Source organism: Fusobacterium ulcerans ATCC 49185, assembly GCF_900683735.1.
Classification (GTDB): Bacteria; Fusobacteriota; Fusobacteriia; order Fusobacteriales; family Fusobacteriaceae; genus Fusobacterium_A; species Fusobacterium_A ulcerans_A.
On sequence record NZ_LR215979.1, the window covers coordinates 2,764,874 to 2,785,023 of the forward strand.

Consider the following 20,150-nt stretch of genomic DNA (forward strand, 5'->3'; position numbering starts at 1 on the left):
AATCACTCCCTCTGTATATAAGATAATTTGCTATACTCCCCAATCTCTAGGATATCTAAATTCCATTCCCATAGTTCTTTTTGATATCTTAGCTATTGTTGGTAGTTTTCTTTTATATTGTGAAAGTTTTATTTTTTTAGTTATTTTTTCTACAGTATCTTTTAGAAATCCCTCTTGAATTATCTCTTCAGAAGTCATTCTTTCATCTATAAGTCTGTACAATATTTCATCTGCCATCTTGTATGAAAATCCAAGCTCCTGCTCATCAGTTTGTCCTTCCCAAAGATCAGCACTTGGTTTTTTCTCAATAAGTTCTCTAGGTACTCCCATATGTTTTGATAAGTTCCATACATGAGTTTTATATAGATCTCCAATAGGATTCACTGCTGAAGCTGAATCTCCAAACTGTGTACTGTATCCTAGCATTATTTCTGTCTTATTTGATGTTCCCAGTACTAAAGCTCTTTCTTTAGCTGAATGATCAAAAAGTATAGACATTCTTTCCCTTGCCATTTTATTTCCTTTTCTAAGGCTATTCATATCTGGATCTAAAGCAAAATAAGCATCTACCATAGGAGTTATCTCTATTTTTTTGCTTCTTATTCCAGAAGCTTTTATTACAAGTTCAGCATGTTCTACACTTTCTTTACTTGAAGTTTTATATGGCATCATTATTCCCAAAACATTTTCAGCCCCAAGTGCTTTTGCTGCAAGAAATGCTACAAGAGCTGAGTCTATTCCTCCAGACAATCCTAACACTACTTTATTAAATCCTACTTTTCCTACCTCTTCTTTTAAAAAATTGACTAGTGTTTCCTCTAAAACATTCAAATCTATATTTAGTTTTTCCATTATTCCTCCATTACTTGTCCAAACCAAATTTGCTCAATCTGCAGTTTCTATAGTCTCTAAGAACTGTATATGCTGCCTGTTGTATATTAAGACTTTCCCCTTTATTGAACATTTTATTTCTAAGTGCTATCTTTTCAAGAATTTCTCCTATGATTTCACTTTTGTCCTCATCTAAAAGTTTATATCTTTCTTTAAGAATATCCCATAATCCATATTTAATCATTTTTGAAATCAAAATACAAGAAATATCCTCTATTGGAAGTATTTCATCTTTAATTGCACCAGTTATTGCCAGATTTTGACCAACTTCATCACTTTCAAATTTAGGCCATAAAATTCCTGGAGTGTCTAACAGCTCCAATCCCTCTTTTATTCTTACCCATTGTTTTCCTCTTGTGAATCCTGGTTTATTACCAACTCCAGCACTGCTTTTTCCTACAATTCTATTAATAAGCCTAGATTTTCCAACATTTGGTATACCTACTACCATTAATCTTGTATTTACTTTTCTCAAACCTTTAGCTTTCATTTTCTCTTTTTTTTCAGCTGATACTTTATCTATGATAGAATAAAGCGCTTTTATGTTAAAACCAGTTTCAGCACTTATTTCAAGGACTTCATCAGCTAGATTATTCTCTTTAAAATATTTTTTCCAATATAATATCTCTGATTTTTCTACAAGATCAGATTTATTTAATACTATAACTCTTTTTTTATTCTTAGCAAAAACTGAGATATCTGGATTTTTACTAGATAGAGGTATTCTTGCATCTACCACTTCCAAAACAATATCTATCAGCTGCATATTTTCTTTTATCAGGTCTTTTGTTTTTTTCATATGACCTGGATACCAGTTTATTTTCGTCATTGACATGATTTACACTACTCCCTTAAATTAATCCTCTTGCCCCTTGATAAGAAGAACTATCTCACCTTTTATTGGATTTTTGGCAAGTCTTTCTATAAGCTCTGTAGTTGTCCCTCTCAATATTTCTTCATAAATTTTTGTAATCTCTCTTATAATTACTACTTCTTTTACTCCCATAAACTGTTCTATATCTCTTAAAGTTTTTTCTATTCTAAAAGGAGACTCATATATCATTATTGTTCTTTCTTCCTCTGCCAGAGCTTTTAAAAGTGTTTGTCTTCCCTTTTTCTTTGGAAGAAAACCTTCAAAACAGAATCTTCTCATAGTTATTCCTGCTACTGAAGCTGCTGCTGTTAAAGCACTTGCTCCTGGGATAGGTACTACTCTTATTCCTTCATTGTGAACTGCATCTACCAGCTCATATCCAGGATCTGATATACATGGTGTCCCTGCATCTGTTACCAATGCAATCTCTTTTCCCTCTTTTAAAAGATTTATTATATTTGCAATTTGATGCATCTTTGTATGTTCATCATATCTATATACTGTATTTTCTATTTCATAATGATTTAAAAGCTTTCTTGTAACTCTTGTGTCTTCAGCAAAGATATAATTTACCTCTTTTAAAGTACGAATTGCCCTGAAAGTCATATCCTCAAGATTGCCTATTGGAGTTGCTACTATATAAAGCATATTTTTTCACCTTTCTACTTACTGTTTTCTTTATTTAGAAGAAGTCCTTTAAGTATTCCTACAGCTGTATCCAATTGCACATCTTTATGTTGAGCATATTTTTCTGCTGCTTCTTCACCTTTAATTTCTTTTATTATTTCTTTTTTATTTTCTTTTGTTTCAGTTTCGTCTATATTAGTTACCATACTATCAAAAAGCATATAACCCTCTTTTTCTTCTACTACCACATCTGGCTCTATTCCTTTTCCATGAATAGATATTCCACTTGGAGTATAATATTTAGCAATAGTAAGTTTCATTCCATCTCCATCTGGTAATGGAATAAGAGTTTGAACGCTTCCCTTTCCAAAAGATTTTTCTCCTACAAGGATACCTCTTTTATTATCTTTTATTGCTCCAGATACAATTTCAGATGCAGAAGCACTTCCTCCATTGATAAGGATAACCAATGGAAAATCTCCATAATATTTTCCCTCTCTGTTAGATATTTGCTCTGCTCCCTCTTTAGATTTTACACTTACTACTCTTCCTTCTTTTAAGAACATAGAAGATATTTTTATAGCTTGATCCAATGCTCCTCCAGGATTACTTCTTAAGTCAAACACAAGAGCTTTCATATTATTCTTTTGTAAATCTTCCATAGCTTTTTTCACATCTGGATATACATTTTCTCCAAATTGAGTAAGTCTTAAATATCCAATTTTATCATCAAGCATTCTATGTTTTACATATTTAAGCTCAACAACAGCTCTTTCTATTTCTATATCTTTAGTTTCTTTTGTAGATTCTCTATACACTGTCACTTTTACTTTAGTATTAGGTTCACCTTTAAGTTTTTTTACACTTTCTTCACTTGTAAGTTTATATGTAGCTTCTCCATCAATAGCTACTATCTTATCTTTAGGTTTTACTCCCACTTTAAAAGCTGGCCCATCTTCTATAGGAGATACTACTGTAAGAGGTTCATTGACTCTTTTTTGCACTACCATTCCAACACCTACATAAGTTCCTTTCAAATCTTCTTTAAAACTTTCTAATTCAGCTTTAGTAAAATAATTTGAATGAGGATCATCTAAAGATTCCAGCATTCCTTTTACTGCACCTTGAAGGAGGATTTTTTTATCTATCTTCTTTTCTCCTACATAATTTTCATTAAGTATATCCATAATATCAGAAAGTTCTTTTAACTCTCTTATATTTGAAAGAAATCCACTCTTATCTTCATTTGCTGAAAAACAATTAGAAAAAATAATCATTGAAAATAACAGCACTATTACTTTGTTCTTAAACAATTTTTTCATACAGCTCCTCCTAAATTCCTACCATTTTCTACGGTTCTATCTATATCTATATTTTTTTTGTTTTCAACGTTAAGTCCAAATATTGATATATACTCTACATTCCCTTTTGTTCCTGTTATTGGAGAAAAGTCTAACCCTTCAATATACAATCCATTTCTCTCTCCCTCTTCAATAACTCTTTTTACAGCCTCTACATGCTGTGTGATATCTTTTACAATTCCACCTTTTTCTATATATTCTCTGTCTGTCTCAAATTGAGGCTTGATTAAAGCCATGAGTTTAGTCTCAGGCTGACAGAATTTTATCAAATGCTCCAATACCTTTGTTATAGATATAAATGAAACATCCATTACTATATAATCTACTCTCTTATTATCTAAATCCTTTTCTGTTAAATCTTTTATATGAGTATTCTCTATTGACTTTACCCTTTTATCATTTCTGAGTTTCCAGTCAAGCTGATTAGTTCCAACATCCATTGCATATACAAACTCAGCTCCATGTTGAAGTGAACAATCTGTGAATCCTCCTGTTGAAGCTCCTACATCCAAAATTGTTTTACCAGTAAAATTCATTCCAAATACCTGTAAAGCTTTTTCAAGTTTCAGTCCACCTCTGCTCACATACTTAGACATTTCTCCTTTTATTCTTATAATAGGATCTTTATCCAGCTTTATGAGAGTTCCGCTCTTGTCTATTTTTTTATCATCTACTATCACTAGCCCAGCCATTATGGCCCTTTGAGCTTTTTCTTTGCTTTCAAAAAAACCATTTTTTACTAAGAGAATGTCTAATCTCTCTTTCATTTTCCACCTCTAAAAATATCATTTATTTATCTTCATTTTTTTTAAAGATAACATTATCATCAAAATATGGAAGAAGAGGACTTTCAAGCATTATGTTTTTAAACCCTTTTCTATCTACCATCCTTTTTAATTTTTCTGTTTCTCTTACCCTTTGAATAAAGAAATTATCTCCAATTGGGATTTTTTTATTTTTCTTATAATAATTGATAAGCTGTTTTGTATTTTTTAAATTAAGTTCTTGCTTAGCTCTTTTTAATCTATCTTTTACTACCCCTTGAGTACAATTTAATTTCTCGGCTATCTCTTCAAGCTGAGCTCCCTGAGCCATAAGCTCAAGTATTTTATCTGCACCTATAGGATTTATTCTATGATACTTTGCAGAATACATATCTGCTCTATGAACTATGTGAGCTTCCTTGGAATTAGGTTGTATTTTTCCCCATTTTCCATGATGAGATAGTACTATATGAATTATATTTTTTCTTATAGCATCATTAAGTTCTGCTCCTATAGTTTCTTCAATATCTTTTAGTACTCTATCTGCTTCCTTTGTTATATACTCAGGTTTTTTAAGCATCATTTGTGAATGTGAAAATTTTTCCTCTGTTTTTCTAATACTCCCTTTACTCAGATCATGGATTATTATTCCCACTGTCATAGCAAAAAAATCTACTCTCTGTTTAGCTTCAGAAAAATTTTTATAGTCTCTTTTGAGTTCATCGATAGATATTTTTAAGACATCATAGGTATGAGTTGATACTTTCACACCCTGGTCATCAAAAAGTTCCAAATCTTTTACCATTTCTGATTCTAAAAGATTTTCTATGAATTCCAATGCTTTCTTATTTTTTTCCTGCATCTATTTTTTCCTCAATTCTTTTAATTAAATTTTCTCCTTTTAAACCGAACTCTTCTAAAAGTTCTCCCCGCTTTCCATGTGGCACGATTCCATTTTCTATTGCTATTTTATTTATCAGTTTCTTCTTCCCCATTTCATTAATAAAATCTAATATACTACTCCCAAATGAGTTTTTCTCATAAGCTTCTTCTACAACAAAAATATTATCATATTTATCCAGATTGTCCAATATGTATTTTTCATCAAGAGGTTTTATTGAAGCTGCACTTACTATTGTTCCATCAATTCCTTTTGATTTTAACTGCTCATCTATACTTAAAATCTCTTTCAGCATACTACCTGTTGCTATAAAGAGAGATTTTTTCCCTTTTTTTATCTCTTTCCATTTACCTATTTGAAATTTTTCATCATTTTCCAATGAAAAAGATATCTCTCTAGGTATTCTTATTACCATAGGTCCATCATCAAAATCTTTTGATAACTCCAGAGCTTCTACAAGTTCATCACAAGTAGTAGGAGCAATAACAGTATAGTTAGGAATAGTGGTAAACATAGAAATGTCATAAAGACCATTGTGAGTTTTTCCATCCTCTCCTACAATACCTGCTCTGTCTATTATAAAACGAACTGGTAGTTTTTGAATGGAGATATCATGAATAAGCTGGCTGAATCCTCTTTGTATGAAGGTAGAATAAACTGCTACATATGGTTTTTTCCCCATAGAAGCAAGACCCCCTGCAAAAGTCACAGCATGTCCTTCAGCTATTCCTACATCAATGGCTCTCTTAGGAAATTTCTCAAAAAATTCTCCAAGTCCTGTTCCCTTTACCATTCCAGCTGAAATAGCATATATATTCTCATCCTCTTCTCCAAGTTTTACCATCTCTTCCCCTAAAATACTAGAGTAAGTTTTTGTTTTATAAGGAGTAGAACCTGTTTTCATATCAAAAGGCGATATTCCATGAAATTTTTCCTGATCCTTTTCAGCAAATGAATATCCTTTTCCTTTCTGAGTTTTTATATGTATAAAGATTGGTCCTTCCATATCTTTAACTTTATTAAATGTATCAATTAGCTCTTCTATATTATGTCCATCTATAACTCCCAAAAACTTCAATCCTAAGCTTTCAAGAATACTTAATGGAAGAAAGAAATTTTTTACAGAAAACTCCATTCTTTCAAGTGTATTAGATACTCTATTTACTATTCTTATTTTATTTATAATAGCTTTTACATCATCTCTAAAGTTCATATATTTTTCACTTACCATTAATTTTCCAAAAAACCTAGAAAGAGATCCCACATTTTTTCCAATAGACATCTCATTATCATTTAATATTATGATAAGGTTTTTAAGTTTAGCACCAATGTTGTTCAAAGCCTCTAGAGAATGTCCATTAGAGATAGAAGCATCTCCAATAACTACTATTACTTTTTTACTGGGATCAGCTACTGCTATCCCTGCTGCTGCTGAAAGAGCTGTTCCTGCATGACCAGAAATAAATGGATCATATGGACTTTCTTTGGGATCCATAAATGGCCCAATGCCATTTCTCTGTCTCAGTGTAGAAAATCTTTCCTCTCTTCCTGTCAGTATTTTATGTACATATGACTGATGTCCAACATCAAAAAGTAATTTATTTTCAGAAAAATCAAAAACTTTATGCAGACACAGAGTAAGCTCTACTACCCCCAAATTTGGACCAAGATGTCCTCCATTTTTACTTACAGTTTCTATTAATATTTCTCTTATCTCTTCAGCTCTTTTCTTAATTTTATCTACACTTGCATCTTTCAAATTTTCCATATTCCTTCCTTACCCTTGTAGATATACTTTAAATATCAATCCTACTACTATTCCAAGGGCACATCCTACTACTACCTCAACAGGCGTATGTCCTAGGAGTTCCTTTAATTTTGCTTCTTTTTCTTTACTGAAATGCTTATTATATTGAGCTCTTCCAATAAATAATGGTATCTTTTCTACAAGAGAATTGATTACGCCTGCCTGTTTTCCTGCTGCTCTTCTTATTCCTGCTGAATCATACATAACTATTCCAGCAAAAATAATTGTTATTGCAAATATATCGCTGCTTATACCATAACGTATTGCTATACAGGTAGTCAAGCATGATACTGTAGAACTATGGGAGCTGGGCATTCCTCCAGTATCCCATAGTCTTGTTATATCAAATTTTCTTTTCTTGAATATAGGCATAAGTACTTTATAGAACTGTGCTATAAACCATGCTATAAATACTACATCCAACACTCTATTGTTAAAAATTATTCCGGGACTCATAACTTCCCTCCTAAATACATTTTCTATCTAATACTTTTTAATTCTAATGAAATAGCTGGTTTATCTTTATTTTCTCTGAACAATATAATAGTCCTTCCAATTATTCCTACAACTTCAAATTCATTACACTTAGAAAGTTCTTCTAATACCTCATCTTTTTCTTTTTCACAATTTTGAAGAATTTTTACTTTCAATAATTCTCTAGAGTCTATTGCTTCTAAAATACTTTGAATAAGACTGTCAGTTATTCCATCTTTTCCAATTCTTACTAAAGGGTCTAATTCATGAGCCTTCTTTTTTAAAAATGCTCTTTGTTTACTTGTTAATGCCATAATTTTTTCTCCTTTTATATTTCCATGATTATTGGTAGTACTACTGGATTTCTTTTTGTTTTATTATAAAAATATTTTGATGCTATATCCCTCGTAGTATTCTTGAATGTATTCCAGTCTTTTGTTGAATGTCCTTCTATATTGCTTAACTTAGATTTTATTGCTTCAATAGCCTCTTTTATTATATCATCAGATTCTTTAGAATATACAAATCCCCTTGTTACAATATCAGGTCCTGCTATTATTTTTCCAGTTTCTTTACTTGTTGTAAAGACTATTACTACCACTCCATCTTGTGATAACTGCTGTCTGTCTTTTAAAACTATATTTCCTATATCTCCTACACCTAATCCATCTACAAGTGTAGAACCAGCATTTACTTTTCCTTTAATTTTTACTGCTGATTTTGTTACTTCTACTTTACTCCCATTTTGAGCAATTATGACATTATTTTTAGGCACTCCTGTTTCTATAGCTGTATCTTTATGAGCTTTCAGCATTTTATGTTCTCCATGTACTGGCATAAAATATCTTGGTTTTATAAGATTAAGCATAAGCTTTTGTTCATCTTTGCTTCCATGTCCTGAAACATGTATTCCTGCTATTTTTTTAAATACAACTTCAGCATCATATTTAAGAAGGTTATTTATATTATTAGAAACAGCTTTCTCATTTCCAGGTATTGGAGTTGCAGAAATTATTACTGTATCTCCCTCTTTTATTTTTATATGTTTATGCATATTTTTAGCTATTCTAGACAGAGCAGCCATTGGCTCACCCTGTGTTCCTGTACATAAGATAACTACTTTATTATCTTTAAGTCCATCCACTTCTGATAATGCTACCATCATACCTTCTGGAATTCTAAGATATCCAAGGTTAGAAGCTATCTCGAATACCTTTACTAAACTTCTTCCATCAATAGCTATCTTTCTTCCATATTCTTCTGCTGTATTTATTATTTGCTGTAATCTATGAACATGTGAAGCAAAAGCTGCTACAATTATTCTTCCCTTAGCTTTTGAAAATTCTTGTTTAAATGCTTCTCCTACACTTCTTTCTGATGGTGTAAAGCCTTCTACTTCTGAGTTTGTTGAATCAGAAAGCATCAAATCTACTCCCTGTTCCCCAATTTGAGAAAGCCTTGCAAAGTCTACCCCTTCACTATCTACTGGGGTAAGATCTATTTTAAAGTCTCCTGTATGAAATACCACTCCTGCTGGTGATGATATTGCTAATGAATAAGCATCTGTTATAGAGTGTGTTACTTTTATAAATTCAACTGTAAAATATTTTCCTACTTTTACTTTGCTTCTCCCTTTCACTTCTTTCATCTTAGGGAGTTCTTTGGAAAAACCAGGATTATCAAATTTTGATTTAGCTAGAGCTAATGTAAGTTTTCCTCCAAACATTGGAACACTCTTGTCTATTTTTTGATAAAGGTATGGAATCGAACCTATATGATCTTCATGTCCATGAGTTATAAAAAGCCCTTTTACTTTATCTTTATTATTTTCTATAAATGAAAAGTCAGGTATTACCAGATCTATTCCTAATAGATTATCATCTGGAAAAGTCACTCCTGAATCTATTATTATTATCTCATCTCTATATTGGATGACTGTCATATTTTTTCCTACTTCTTCGAGACCTCCAAGAGGAATGACATACATCTTTTCTTCTTTTGGCCCCTTTGTTTCTTTTACTTCAGCAGCCTTTTCTGCTTTAACTTCTATTGTATTTTCTTCTTTATCCTCTTTTAATTCTTTTATTCCAGCTTTTATAGCTTTTAATTTTTCTTTTATATCTTTTACTTCTTTTATTCCGCTAGTTTCTGTTTTTTTCTTTTTTGAATATTCTTTTTCTGTATCTTTGTTTCTTCTTATCATCTGTTCTCCTTATTCTAATAGTATTTTTTCTGTACCTCCACTACTTCGAAATTACTATAACACTAAAATATACCTAATTAACTTTCTCTCCATTGTTAGTCGGATTTTCATTGGCTGCATTTTCTCTATTTTTTATCTCCAAATATTTATCTATAAATTTTCTAGCCATTCCTCCACCCATAGCTCCTCCACCTCCAGCTCCTTCCAGTATAACTGAAAAGACTATCTCAGGATTATCTGCAGGAAAATATCCTGCTACCCACGCATGTGTAGTTTTAGAGTGTGGGTTCTGTGCAGAACCGCTTTTTGCTGCAACTTTCATCCCAGGAGTTCTAAGTACTTTTGTTGTACCATTATCCTGTGCAACCGTTGCTATTAAAGCTTCATTTAATTCATCATAATATTTTTTAGGAAATTTTGTTACCTGACGTTTTTCTCCTGTTATTGGAGTTACATTCTTTCCACTAAAATCCACTAATTTTTTTACTAAATGGGGAGAATACACATATCCTTTATTTGCAATCGTAGCATAAAGAACAGCTATCTGTAGAGGAGTTACTGTAAGATACCCCTGCCCGATTGATAAAAGTATTGTGTCTCCTTTGTACCATCCACTTCCCATTACTTTCTTTTTCCATTCAGCATCTGGAAGCAGTCCTCTTTTTTCTCCAGGAATATCTATTCCTGTTCTTTCATTAAATCCAAATAAACGAGCTGTATCTGCTATTGGTTTATGCCCTATCTGATCAGATAATCTGTAATAATAAGGGTTAGCTGATTCAACAATGGATTTTTTCATATCTACATATCCATGTCCTCCAACTTTCCAAGCTCTCCATCTCCATTTTCCTATTTCATAATATCCATTTTTATCTAGATATTTTTCCTTAGGATCTATTCCATTATCAAGGAATGCCATTGCTGACACTACTTTAAATACTGATCCTGGCGGATACTCACCTGCTATTGTCTTATTAGTCAGTGGTCTTCCTGGGTCAGTTATTATTTTTTGCCAATCCTCATTTAAAATTTGAGAACTAAACATATTTAAAGAATATGTAGGATAACTTACCATAGTAATTATTTCTCCTGTTTTAGGATCCATGGCTATAAAAGCTCCCACTCTTTCCTCTTCTTTGAATTGTTCTTCCATGTATTCCTGAAGTTCCATGTTCAATGTCATATAAAGGTCTTTTCCAGGTATTGGATCTTTTTCTTCTGCAACTCTTCTCTGTACTTTATTAAAAGCATTTACCTCTATATATTCATATCCATCTTCCCCTTGAAGCTTTTTATCATAAGCTCTTTCTATACCATCTTTTCCTATTATATCTCTTGGTGAATATCCTTCATCTTTCAATTTTTCATATTCTTTTTCTGATATTTTTTTTACATACCCTATACTATGAGAAGCTACTGAATCATAAAGATATCTTCTCTTTGAATAAGTTTGTACTTGAAGATAAGGATAATCCACTATCTTTTCCATTAACTTATGGGCTGTTTCTTCATCCAGACTTTCTACTAATACATTTTCCCTAGTATAAGGAAATATTTCTCCATTTCTTATTCTTTTCTTTATATAATCTTCATCATAACCAGTTACTTCACTGATTTCTCTAACTATTTCAGGATCACTATCTCTTTCTTTCAAGTATACAAGTCTATATCCAGCACCATTTGTTACTACCAGTCTTCCTTCTCTGTCATAAATTTTCCCTCTTGGAGACTCTATCTTTTTTAGTTTAAATCTATTTTTTTCAGAAAGATACGCATACCTTTCACCTCTCACAAGCTGAAGATACATCATTCTAGATCCAAGTCCTAAAAATACAAGCAAAATAAAAACCTTGAATATTATATCTCTTTTACTGTTATCTGATCCTAATTTTATTTGAATTTTTCCATTTTTCATAGTTATTGTCCTCTAGTATTTTTCTTCTTACGTATAATTGCTATATACAGGTAATTAAATATTATAAAACCAATAAAATTAAATATCAAATAATACAGACTATAATTTTTATAAACCATTACATAATACATTCCAAGCTGTACCACAGAAATACTTAGAATATTTTCTCTGCTATAAACAAAATTTAAAAACATAAAGTTAAACAAATAATAAAATACCGCCATTATCAAAAACAGTCTCACAAAATCATGAGTCTGCAGTGAAAGAATTACAGTCATTAAAAATATACAACTTACTGAACGAATCCTTTTCAAAGTTACTAGATAAGTAAAAAATGGAATCGTTATTATTAAAACAGGACTGTTAAATGGCAAACTTGCTCCTATTATTATTCCTAAAAAAGATAATATATAAATCATTAGTCCATCCTTTATTTACTAACAAATATCATTATTTTGTTCTTTAGACTATCTTTTTCTATCATATCTTTTATATCAAGCTTTTGAGCTATTTTATATGCAATAAAGTAATCTTCGGAATTATATTCTATTATTGAACTTTCAACTTTTGAATCATTTTTAACATTTTTAATGTTTTTATATCCTAGTTTTTTAAGTTCTTTTCCCATCTCATCTGCTGTACTAGTATTTCCAACTACTTCCACATTAAAATCTACATTTTGTTCTTTCCCTAAAACGACCACCACATTAGCAAGTGTAGGAATAGAAGGTACTTCTTTAATTTTGAAATATTTTTCATCTAACTGCATTAAAACTTCTTGTGTTTTTTCTTTTGAAATATCATTCATTATTACATAACTTTCTTCAAGGAATGTTTCATAGTTTGCTGCATTATATTTCATTGAAAGATTCTTTTTTAAAGTTTCTCCTGTTTTTCTTGCATATCCAGCTCTTCCATTTGCATTCAATATGTCTACAATTATATTTTCATTTACTTCATTTGCTCTGTTAGTGTCTGTGTACAGAGTATCAAACATAGAGTACAAGCTTGAAGTAAGTATATATCTTTTATCTGCTATATTTGTTTCAGGAATATTTTTAGCATTTTTCACATTAAGTTTTATATCTCCAAACTTAATTACTTTATAATTATCAACCTTTTCAGGAAGAATTTTGTTTATTGTTGCCATTATTTCTTCTTTATTTTTATTTTTTACAAGTTCTTCAACAGTTTCATCTTTGCTGATGCTTATTTCATAAGGTATTTTTACAGCAAGTTTATCTTCATATACAGCTATAAGATTACTTTTACCTATTATAAGGTATCTGCTGTTTTTATCCAGGTCTCTATTTCCATCATTCATATTTATAAACAAAAAAACTGCTAAAGCTATTATTATTCCTATTACAAATATTATTAGTTTTAATTTCCCTAATCCTTTATTCATCAGCTATCAACATCTCCTTTTCTAAAGAATTTATTTTTACTTCAATAATACTGTTGAGCTCTGCTCCATTATCTTTAATTTTTACTCTAAGATAATTTTCACTATAACCATACATGTAACCATCTGCTTTTTCTTCCAAAAGAACAGCTAAGTATTTCCCTATGTATTGTTCTCTTTCTTTTTCTGCCATTTTTATCTTGAGAGTCTCTAATCTATCTGCTCTTTCTTTTTTTATTCTTGCATCTATTTTATCTGTAAAACTACTTGCAAGAGTATTTTCTCTATCTGAATATTGAAATATATGAATTCCTGAAAACCCTATTTTTTCTATAAGGTTATATGATTTTTGAAACATATCCTCAGTTTCTCCAGGAAATCCTACTATTACATCAGCTGTATATTCCATATCTTTTACTTTTTCTTTTAATTTTAAAAGTCTTTCTTCTATAAGAAAACTTCCATATTTTCTTCTCATTCTTTTTAATACATCATCATCACAAGACTGCAAAGAAATATGAAGATGAGGCATAAGTTTTTTATTATTAAATATCTCTATAAATTCATCAGAGATTTTATCAGGATAAACTGATCCTATTCTCACTCTCTGTAATTGACTTATTTCTAGTATAGATTTCAAAAGAGACTCAAAGTTTTCTCCTTCATCAAGATCTTCTCCATAGGCTCCTAAATTTATCCCTATGAGAATAACTTCTTTAAATCCTTCTTCTACTAATTTTTTTATCTCTTTTATTATATTATTTTTCTTTCTCGATCTACTTTTTCCTCTTGCAAAAGGAATTTTACAATAAGAACAGAAATTATTACACCCATCTTGAATTTTAACATAGGCTCTAGACATCTCTCTCAATGTTGCAAACTCATATTCAGTATATTCATTATCTAAAAATATATTGTGATTTTTCACCTTTTCCATGGTCCTGTTTTCTATATCTTCTATAAAATTAACTATAGCATTTTTATCACTATTTCCAATTACATAGTCTATTTCTTCCATCTCTAAAAGTTCTTTGCTGTTAGTTTGAGCATAACATCCAGTAACTATTACTATTCCTTCTGGATTTATTTTTTTAGCTCTTCTCAGCATATTTCTTGTTTTTCTATCTGCTACACTGGTAACAGTACATGAATTAACTATATAAATATCAGCTTCCTCTTCAAAAGCTGTCTCTGTATACCCTTTTTTTAGTAACTGGTTTTTTATACTTTCAGTTTCATATTGATTTACTTTACATCCCAAAGTATAAAAAGCAGCTCTTTTATTGAAACTCATTTATTAATATTCCTCCTACTACAATAGAGGCTGTTTCTGCTCTTAGTATCCTTCTTCCCAAAGTGACTATATCTGCTTTTTTATTTTTCAGAAATATTATCTCTTCTGGGTCAAACCCTCCTTCTGAACCTATTATATATAGGACTCTCTCTGGAAGTTTTTCTCTGTTTCTCAATAGATTTTTCAGTGTATATTCCTCTTCACATTCATAAGGAACAATCACAAGATCATATTTTTCAAACTCTATCTCTTCAAGTTTTTTTACCTCATCTATTTCAGTAGCTTTAACTGCTTGACATTGTTTCAAAGCTTCCTTTACTATAAGATCCCACTTATCTTTTTTCTCGGTTATCTTAGCAACACCTCTCTTTACAGCTAGAGGTATTATTTTATTAATTCCGATTTCTGTGAGTTTCTGAATAGTAAGATCCATTTTATCATTTTTTAATATCCCTAATGCAGCATCTATCTTTACTTTGTGAGAATATCTATCTTCAAATATCTGTTCTATTTCTAGAACTATCTCTTTTTTATCTATTGAAACAACCTTACAATAATACTCTTTTTCTCCATCTACAGCTCTTATTTCTTCATCTATTTTTATTCTGAAAACATTTTTCAAATGATTTATATCGCTTTTTTCATTAACTGTAATCCTGTTTCCACTAATATTCTCACTTGTTATTATAACACTTATCACTCTAAACTCCTATATCATATCTTTATTTTTTATAAATTCATTTAAAGTAGTTTCTTTCAATATTTTTGTCATAGCACTGTCAAGTTTACTCCATATGCAAGTAGTCCCACAAGTTTGTTCACTGCATGTAGCCTTATGCTCTTCACTTTCATTACAATCAATGACTTTGTCCTCTTCGTCAAGTATTTTATATAACTGATGCAGTGTTATTTCAGTTGGTTCCTTTGCCAATCTGTATCCACCATTAGGTCCTCTTTTTCCCTCTATTATATTTTCATTTTTTAATTTAAAAAGAATCTGCTCAAGATATTGTACAGAAATATTCTGATCATCAGCGATCTCTTTTATTCTTACTAATTTTTCTTCACCACTTTTTTCAGCTATATATGCTAAAGCTCTTAGCCCATATCTAACTTTTGTGCTTATCTTCATTTTCTCCCAGCTCCTTAACACCTTTAAAATGTTCATATGCTTTTTCAGTTACCATTCTTCCTCTATTAGTTCTTTTTAGGTAACCAATTTTTACCAGATAAGGTTCATAAACCTCTTCCAGAGTTCTTTTATCTTCTCCCAACATAAGAGAAAGAGTGTCTATACCAACAGGACCTCCTCCATAGTTATCTATAATAGAATTCACTATATCTCTATCAAGATCATCCAATCCTGCTGAATCTATTCCAAGTATATCCAGTGCCTTTAAAGAAATATCTCTGTTTATAACACCATTACCTCTTATTTCACAAAAATCTCTCACTCTTTTGAGAAGACGATTTGCTATTCTTGGAGTTCCACGACTTCTGCTTGCAAGTTCCTTTGCACCATCCAGTTCAATTTTTACTCCAAGAATATTTCCTCCTCTGAGTATAATGTCTGTTATTTCCTCTTCGCTGTAATATTCCATTCTGTGAGTTACCCCAAATCTATCTCTCAATGGGGAACTTAGAAGTCCTGCTCTCGTTGTTGCTCCTATCAAGGTAAAACTTGGCAGTTCTATCCTTATAGATCGTGCAGAGGGACCTTTTCCTATGATTATATCCAGCTCTTTATCTTCCATAGCAGGATACAATATCTCTTCAACAGTGTTGTTCAACCTATGTATTTCATCTATAAAAAGTATATCATTTTCTTCCAGGGAAGTCAGTATAGCTGCAAGATCTCCTGCTCTTTCCAACACAGGTCCAGAAGTAATTTTTAAATTTGCTCCCATTTCAGTAGCTATAACCCCTGCAAGAGTAGTTTTCCCTAATCCAGGAGGTCCATATAAGAGAATATGATCAATAGATCCTCCCCTTTTTTTAGCAGCTTCTATAGATATTGACATTTTTTCTTTTAAAGAAACCTGTCCTATATAATCTTTAAAACATCTCGGTCTGAGAGTTTTTTGAATTTCTATATCATTCTCCATTTCTGAAGTTGTAACTACTCTATCCACTTTCCTCTCCTTATATAAACAGACTTACTCCAAACTGAAAAAAACCTATTATTCCTCCTAATACAGCTCCTACTACTTCTATATGTTTTAATTCTTTTTTAGCAAGTGAATATGTTATTTCTTCCAATTTTTCAAGAGAAAATCCATCTACATTCTTTATTATTATCTCTCTGAAATCTACTTTTTCCTCTAAGTAGTTAGAAAACATCTCTATAATAGTGTCTTTATTTTCAAGAATAGAAGTTTTTATCATATTTTTAATTTTTCTAAGCATATCCTCACTCATAAACATAGCCAGCATAGGAAATTTTTTTACCAATTCCCCTTCTAATTTTGCATCAAGAATCTTATCAATCATATCTCCCATTCTTTTTTCTAGCTCTTCTCCATCCAGACTGTTTGTTACATCTTTTAAAGAGATAAGCTCCTTTTGTACTGTATCTGCTATGCTTATAGCTATTTCATGTTTTCTTTTAGGAATAAGTCCTTGTATTTTAAATAACCCAAAGTTTATTTCTTTATATGGTCTAAAAAGCATTTTGATGGCTACGTAGTTAGTTATCCATCCGATCATTGCTCCTATTCCTACTATAAGAGCTAATTTTATTAACATTGCATTCAATTCTGTCATTGTATTTCACCTTCAAATTTCATTAAAATTTCATTACTTCTCTAGTAAACTATTTTATCATAAATATTGTATTTTTTCAATTATTATAACCATAAACATTACAATCGTCACTATTTTTTTCCACTTTATGTTCAGAAATAAAAAGAAGATGCCTCAAAAAATTTAAAAATAAGATTTTTACTTTTGTGTCATCCCCTAAGTATATTTTATTTTTTTACAGTTTTTTGCAATACACTAATACCATTTTATGATGAATATAGAAAATTGTCAATACAGGCATTCTCTTTTGCTGATTTTTATTAAAAAATTACAGCGATAAAATTATTAATATAAAAGACAGTTTGATTTCTCAAACTGTCTCCATTATTTTTTTATATTTTAGTTCTCTTCTCCTGAAGTTCCATATTTACTAAGAAGTTCTTGATTTTCTCTTTTTTCTTCTTCAATTTCTATTTTTTTAATAGATAGTTTGATTCTTTGTTTTTCTTTGTCTATCTCAACTATTTGAGCTTTTACTACTTGTCCTACTGTAAATTTATCTTTAAGATTTTTTATAAAATCTTTAGAAGCCATTTGAGCAGGAACAAATCCATCTATTCCTTTACTTAAGTTGATGAATAATCCAAAGTCCATGATATTTTTAATTTCTTTTTCTACAGTTTCTCCAACTTTATAAGTTTCAAGAGCTACTTCCCAAGGACTTTTTCTTAAAGCTTTAATGCTTCCTTTTATTTTATTATCTTCAGTATTAAGTTCAATAACTTTAAACTCTACTACATCTCCTGCAGCAAACTTTTTATTTTCTTCTCCTTGCCAGTTGAAATCAGATTGATGAATGAATACATCCACTCCTGGTTCTACTTCAGCAAATATTCCAAAAGGTTTAACTTCAAGAACTTTTCCTTTTAATTCAGTTCCAACAGCATATCTTTCAGCTGCACTGTCCCAAGGATTTGCACTTAATTGTTTTATTCCAAGTTTCAATTTTCTTTCAGCTGGTTGGAATTCAATTATTTTAACTTTTACAATATCCCCCAATTGAACAAATTCATTTAGACTTACTCTTTTCTTGTTCCATGTGAAGTCAGACATATGTACAAGCCCTTCTACTCCATCAGCTATTTCTACAAATACTCCATATGGAAGTATTTTAGTTACTTTTCCTTCTACCACTGAATCAATTGCATATTGCTCAGCTGCTACTTCCCAAGGATTTCTTGTAAGAACTTTTATAGATAATTTAACATTTTTCTTTTCAGGCTCTAAAGAGATTATTTTAGCTTCTACTTTATCTCCTTTTTTGTATTTATCTGTTAATTTATCAAGTTTTTTCCAAGATACTTCAGAAATATGAACGAATCCTCTTAGATGCTGTAATCTTAAAGAAAGTCCAAAGTCTAATACATCTACAACTTCTGCTTCTACTACATCTCCTACTTTTAATCCAGCAAACTCTTTTTCTTCTTTTTGGAGAGTGATATCTTTTTTAGAGAAAGTAATTTTCTTACCTTTTTTATCTTTATCAGGTTTAATATCTTTTATCATTACTGTGATATCTTGACCAACTACTTTATCTCCATCTTTCATAGAAATTTCAGATAGAGAGTTAGGAAGAAATCCTTGATGGAACATAGCTTCTACCATATATCCACCTTTTACTCTTTTTACTATTTTTCCAGTTACAGTTTCCTTATTTTCAAAAGCATCTTCTAACTTTTTCCAGTTATCTTCCATATCTATTCTTTTTCTAGAACCGATTATAAATTCTCCTTCATCAGTTTCTCCGATAAGAAGTACTTCTACTTCATCTCCTATATTATAGTTTGCTAGTTCTTCACTTCTTACTCTTACACTTGTTGGTTGTCCTGGTACATCTAAGTAAGCAAAGTTTCTATCTACTTGAGATAATACTCCTGTTACCCTTACTTTTGATTTTTCCTCTGTTGGTAAGTACTCATTCAACAGAGCTTCAAATTCTTCATAATATTCGTTATTAGACATTAAAGATCCCCCTTATTTTATTTTCTATATTAATTACTATTTCTTCTGGTGTTGATGCTCCAGCTGTAATACCTATCTTTTCACAGCCTCTGAACCACTCTTTCTCTATTTCACTCTCATCCTGCACTAAATAAGTGGATTCATTTATTGATTTTGATATATCATAAAGTTTTTTAGTATTAGAGCTATTTTTACCCCCTACAACTAAAAGAATATCTACATTTTTTGATAATTCTTCTACTGCCTGTTGTCTAACTTGGGTTGCTCCACACACCTTATCTGATATCTTAACATTTGAATAGTGATTTTCCAAGAAACTTTTTATTTTTTCTAAAATTTTTTTATTTAAAGTTGTCTGAGTCAAAAGACAATACTTTTTATCCCTATCTATTTCAGCCTTTGTGATTTCTTCAAGATTTTTAAAAACTCTGATATTTTTTCCAAAAGATATTATCCCTTTTACCTCTGGATGTTCTTTATCTCCCACAAATAAAATTTCATATCCTTTTTTTTCCATTTCTATAAGAGTTTTTCTTATCTGAGTTACAAAAATACAAGTTGCATCATATATTTTTATATTTTTTTCTTTCAATATATTATATACTTTTTCAGATGTTCCATGAGCTCTTATTATAACTACATCTCCATCTTTTAATTTATCTTTTTTTTCTAAGATATCTTCTTCCTCTATTATTTCAAAACCTTCTTTTTCAAGTTTTTTTACTACATATTCATTATGAACAAGCATTCCAAGGATATATATTTTTTTCCCATAATTTTCAGATTCTTTCAATACATTATAACATGTTTCAATAGCTCCTGATACTCCAAAGCAGAATCCCATATGTTTAGCTCTGATTATCTCCATGA

At 30.6% G+C, this 20,150-nt stretch carries 20 protein-coding genes; all 20 read right to left on the minus strand.

Annotation, left to right across the window (positions count from 1 at the left end; translation table 11 throughout):
• Positions 1-30 precede the first annotated feature (30 nt).
• The 20 genes from E0E45_RS12355 to ispH all read right to left on the minus strand — a co-directional run bounded on the left by E0E45_RS12355 (position 31) and on the right by ispH (position 20,148).
• Positions 31-852: an NAD+ synthase gene (locus tag E0E45_RS12355; RefSeq protein ID WP_130891456.1), complete on the minus strand. Its 822-nt coding sequence runs from the start codon at positions 850-852 to the stop codon at positions 31-33.
• A 10-nt stretch (positions 853-862) separates the two neighbouring features.
• Complete coding sequence (gene ylqF, locus E0E45_RS12360; RefSeq protein WP_130891457.1) at positions 863-1,726, minus strand: ribosome biogenesis GTPase YlqF; 864 nt, start codon at positions 1,724-1,726, stop codon at positions 863-865.
• Positions 1,727-1,747: 21 nt separating this feature from the next.
• Positions 1,748-2,413 (minus strand): 16S rRNA (cytidine(1402)-2'-O)-methyltransferase, encoded by a 666-nt coding sequence (gene rsmI, locus E0E45_RS12365; RefSeq protein WP_130891458.1) that lies wholly within the window; start codon positions 2,411-2,413, stop codon positions 1,748-1,750.
• Between the two features lie 14 nt (positions 2,414-2,427).
• A complete protein-coding gene (locus tag E0E45_RS12370; protein WP_130891459.1) occupies positions 2,428-3,714 on the minus strand; it encodes a S41 family peptidase in 1,287 nt (428 codons plus the stop codon).
• Entirely contained in the window at positions 3,711-4,520 is an 810-nt protein-coding gene (locus E0E45_RS12375) for a TlyA family RNA methyltransferase (protein WP_130891460.1), read from the minus strand. The genes E0E45_RS12370 and E0E45_RS12375 overlap by 4 nt, the downstream gene beginning before the upstream one ends.
• A 22-nt stretch (positions 4,521-4,542) precedes the next feature.
• Positions 4,543-5,379, minus strand: a complete 837-nt coding sequence (locus tag E0E45_RS12380; protein ID WP_130891461.1) for an HD domain-containing protein — start codon at positions 5,377-5,379, stop codon at positions 4,543-4,545.
• Positions 5,363-7,186: a 1-deoxy-D-xylulose-5-phosphate synthase gene (gene dxs, locus E0E45_RS12385; RefSeq protein WP_130891462.1), complete on the minus strand. Its 1,824-nt coding sequence runs from the start codon at positions 7,184-7,186 to the stop codon at positions 5,363-5,365. Before dxs ends, E0E45_RS12380 begins: the two co-directional genes overlap by 17 nt.
• 9 nt (positions 7,187-7,195) lie before the next feature.
• Positions 7,196-7,681 carry a divergent PAP2 family protein gene (locus E0E45_RS12390; RefSeq protein ID WP_130891463.1) on the minus strand — a complete coding sequence of 162 codons (486 nt, stop codon included), beginning with the start codon at positions 7,679-7,681 and terminating at the stop codon, positions 7,196-7,198.
• A gap of 23 nt (positions 7,682-7,704) precedes the next feature.
• Positions 7,705-8,013, minus strand: a complete 309-nt coding sequence (yhbY, locus tag E0E45_RS12395; protein ID WP_130891464.1) for a ribosome assembly RNA-binding protein YhbY — start codon at positions 8,011-8,013, stop codon at positions 7,705-7,707.
• A gap of 14 nt (positions 8,014-8,027) precedes the next feature.
• The gene (locus E0E45_RS12400; RefSeq protein ID WP_130891465.1) at positions 8,028-9,902 is read right to left on the minus strand and encodes a ribonuclease J; all 1,875 of its coding nucleotides are present in this window, start codon (positions 9,900-9,902) and stop codon (positions 8,028-8,030) included.
• 73 nt (positions 9,903-9,975) lie between these two features.
• Complete coding sequence (gene mrdA / locus E0E45_RS12405) at positions 9,976-11,817, minus strand: penicillin-binding protein 2 (protein ID WP_130891466.1); 1,842 nt, start codon at positions 11,815-11,817, stop codon at positions 9,976-9,978.
• A gap of 2 nt (positions 11,818-11,819) precedes the next feature.
• Positions 11,820-12,236 carry a hypothetical protein gene (locus E0E45_RS12410; protein ID WP_130891467.1) on the minus strand — a complete coding sequence of 139 codons (417 nt, stop codon included), beginning with the start codon at positions 12,234-12,236 and terminating at the stop codon, positions 11,820-11,822.
• 11 nt (positions 12,237-12,247) lie between these two features.
• Positions 12,248-13,225, minus strand: coding sequence for a LytR C-terminal domain-containing protein (locus E0E45_RS12415; protein ID WP_130891468.1), 978 nt, complete (start codon positions 13,223-13,225; stop codon positions 12,248-12,250).
• Positions 13,218-14,516: a tRNA (N(6)-L-threonylcarbamoyladenosine(37)-C(2))-methylthiotransferase MtaB gene (gene mtaB / locus E0E45_RS12420; RefSeq protein ID WP_130891469.1), complete on the minus strand. Its 1,299-nt coding sequence runs from the start codon at positions 14,514-14,516 to the stop codon at positions 13,218-13,220. The genes E0E45_RS12415 and mtaB overlap by 8 nt, the downstream gene beginning before the upstream one ends.
• Positions 14,503-15,216 (minus strand): RsmE family RNA methyltransferase, encoded by a 714-nt coding sequence (locus E0E45_RS12425; RefSeq protein WP_130891470.1) that lies wholly within the window; start codon positions 15,214-15,216, stop codon positions 14,503-14,505. The genes mtaB and E0E45_RS12425 overlap by 14 nt, the downstream gene beginning before the upstream one ends.
• A 9-nt stretch (positions 15,217-15,225) precedes the next feature.
• Positions 15,226-15,648: an RrF2 family transcriptional regulator gene (locus tag E0E45_RS12430; RefSeq protein ID WP_005980509.1), complete on the minus strand. Its 423-nt coding sequence runs from the start codon at positions 15,646-15,648 to the stop codon at positions 15,226-15,228.
• On the minus strand, positions 15,626-16,648 hold the full coding sequence (gene ruvB, locus E0E45_RS12435; RefSeq protein WP_130891471.1) for a Holliday junction branch migration DNA helicase RuvB: 1,023 nt from the start codon (positions 16,646-16,648) through the stop codon (positions 15,626-15,628). The genes E0E45_RS12430 and ruvB overlap by 23 nt, the downstream gene beginning before the upstream one ends.
• Positions 16,649-16,658: 10 nt before the next feature.
• On the minus strand, positions 16,659-17,279 hold the full coding sequence (locus tag E0E45_RS12440; protein ID WP_130891472.1) for a DUF445 domain-containing protein: 621 nt from the start codon (positions 17,277-17,279) through the stop codon (positions 16,659-16,661).
• Positions 17,280-17,657: 378 nt separating this feature from the next.
• On the minus strand, positions 17,658-19,280 hold the full coding sequence (locus E0E45_RS12445; protein WP_130891473.1) for a 30S ribosomal protein S1: 1,623 nt from the start codon (positions 19,278-19,280) through the stop codon (positions 17,658-17,660).
• Complete coding sequence (ispH, locus tag E0E45_RS12450) at positions 19,273-20,148, minus strand: 4-hydroxy-3-methylbut-2-enyl diphosphate reductase (protein WP_130891474.1); 876 nt, start codon at positions 20,146-20,148, stop codon at positions 19,273-19,275. Before ispH ends, E0E45_RS12445 begins: the two co-directional genes overlap by 8 nt.
• Between the last annotated feature and the right edge of the window lie 2 nt (positions 20,149-20,150).

Bases quoted from the DNA above. Each gene is read 5' to 3' on its own strand.
- E0E45_RS12355 (WP_130891456.1), bottom strand. From the start codon at position 852: ATGGAAAAACTAAATATAGATTTGAATGTTTTAGAGGAAACACTAGTC.
- ylqF (WP_130891457.1), bottom strand. From the start codon at position 1,726: ATGTCAATGACGAAAATAAACTGGTATCCAGGTCATATGAAAAAAACA.
- rsmI (WP_130891458.1), bottom strand. From the start codon at position 2,413: ATGCTTTATATAGTAGCAACTCCAATAGGCAATCTTGAGGATATGACT.
- E0E45_RS12370 (WP_130891459.1), bottom strand. From the start codon at position 3,714: ATGAAAAAATTGTTTAAGAACAAAGTAATAGTGCTGTTATTTTCAATG.
- E0E45_RS12375 (WP_130891460.1), bottom strand. From the start codon at position 4,520: ATGAAAGAGAGATTAGACATTCTCTTAGTAAAAAATGGTTTTTTTGAA.
- E0E45_RS12380 (WP_130891461.1), bottom strand. From the start codon at position 5,379: ATGCAGGAAAAAAATAAGAAAGCATTGGAATTCATAGAAAATCTTTTA.
- dxs (WP_130891462.1), bottom strand. From the start codon at position 7,186: ATGGAAAATTTGAAAGATGCAAGTGTAGATAAAATTAAGAAAAGAGCT.
- E0E45_RS12390 (WP_130891463.1), bottom strand. From the start codon at position 7,681: ATGAGTCCCGGAATAATTTTTAACAATAGAGTGTTGGATGTAGTATTT.
- yhbY (WP_130891464.1), bottom strand. From the start codon at position 8,013: ATGGCATTAACAAGTAAACAAAGAGCATTTTTAAAAAAGAAGGCTCAT.
- E0E45_RS12400 (WP_130891465.1), bottom strand. From the start codon at position 9,902: ATGATAAGAAGAAACAAAGATACAGAAAAAGAATATTCAAAAAAGAAA.
- mrdA (WP_130891466.1), bottom strand. From the start codon at position 11,817: ATGAAAAATGGAAAAATTCAAATAAAATTAGGATCAGATAACAGTAAA.
- E0E45_RS12410 (WP_130891467.1), bottom strand. From the start codon at position 12,236: ATGATTTATATATTATCTTTTTTAGGAATAATAATAGGAGCAAGTTTG.
- E0E45_RS12415 (WP_130891468.1), bottom strand. From the start codon at position 13,225: ATGAATAAAGGATTAGGGAAATTAAAACTAATAATATTTGTAATAGGA.
- mtaB (WP_130891469.1), bottom strand. From the start codon at position 14,516: ATGAGTTTCAATAAAAGAGCTGCTTTTTATACTTTGGGATGTAAAGTA.
- E0E45_RS12430 (WP_005980509.1), bottom strand. From the start codon at position 15,648: ATGAAGATAAGCACAAAAGTTAGATATGGGCTAAGAGCTTTAGCATAT.
- E0E45_RS12440 (WP_130891472.1), bottom strand. From the start codon at position 17,279: ATGACAGAATTGAATGCAATGTTAATAAAATTAGCTCTTATAGTAGGA.
- E0E45_RS12445 (WP_130891473.1), bottom strand. From the start codon at position 19,280: ATGTCTAATAACGAATATTATGAAGAATTTGAAGCTCTGTTGAATGAG.
- ispH (WP_130891474.1), bottom strand. From the start codon at position 20,148: ATGGAGATAATCAGAGCTAAACATATGGGATTCTGCTTTGGAGTATCA.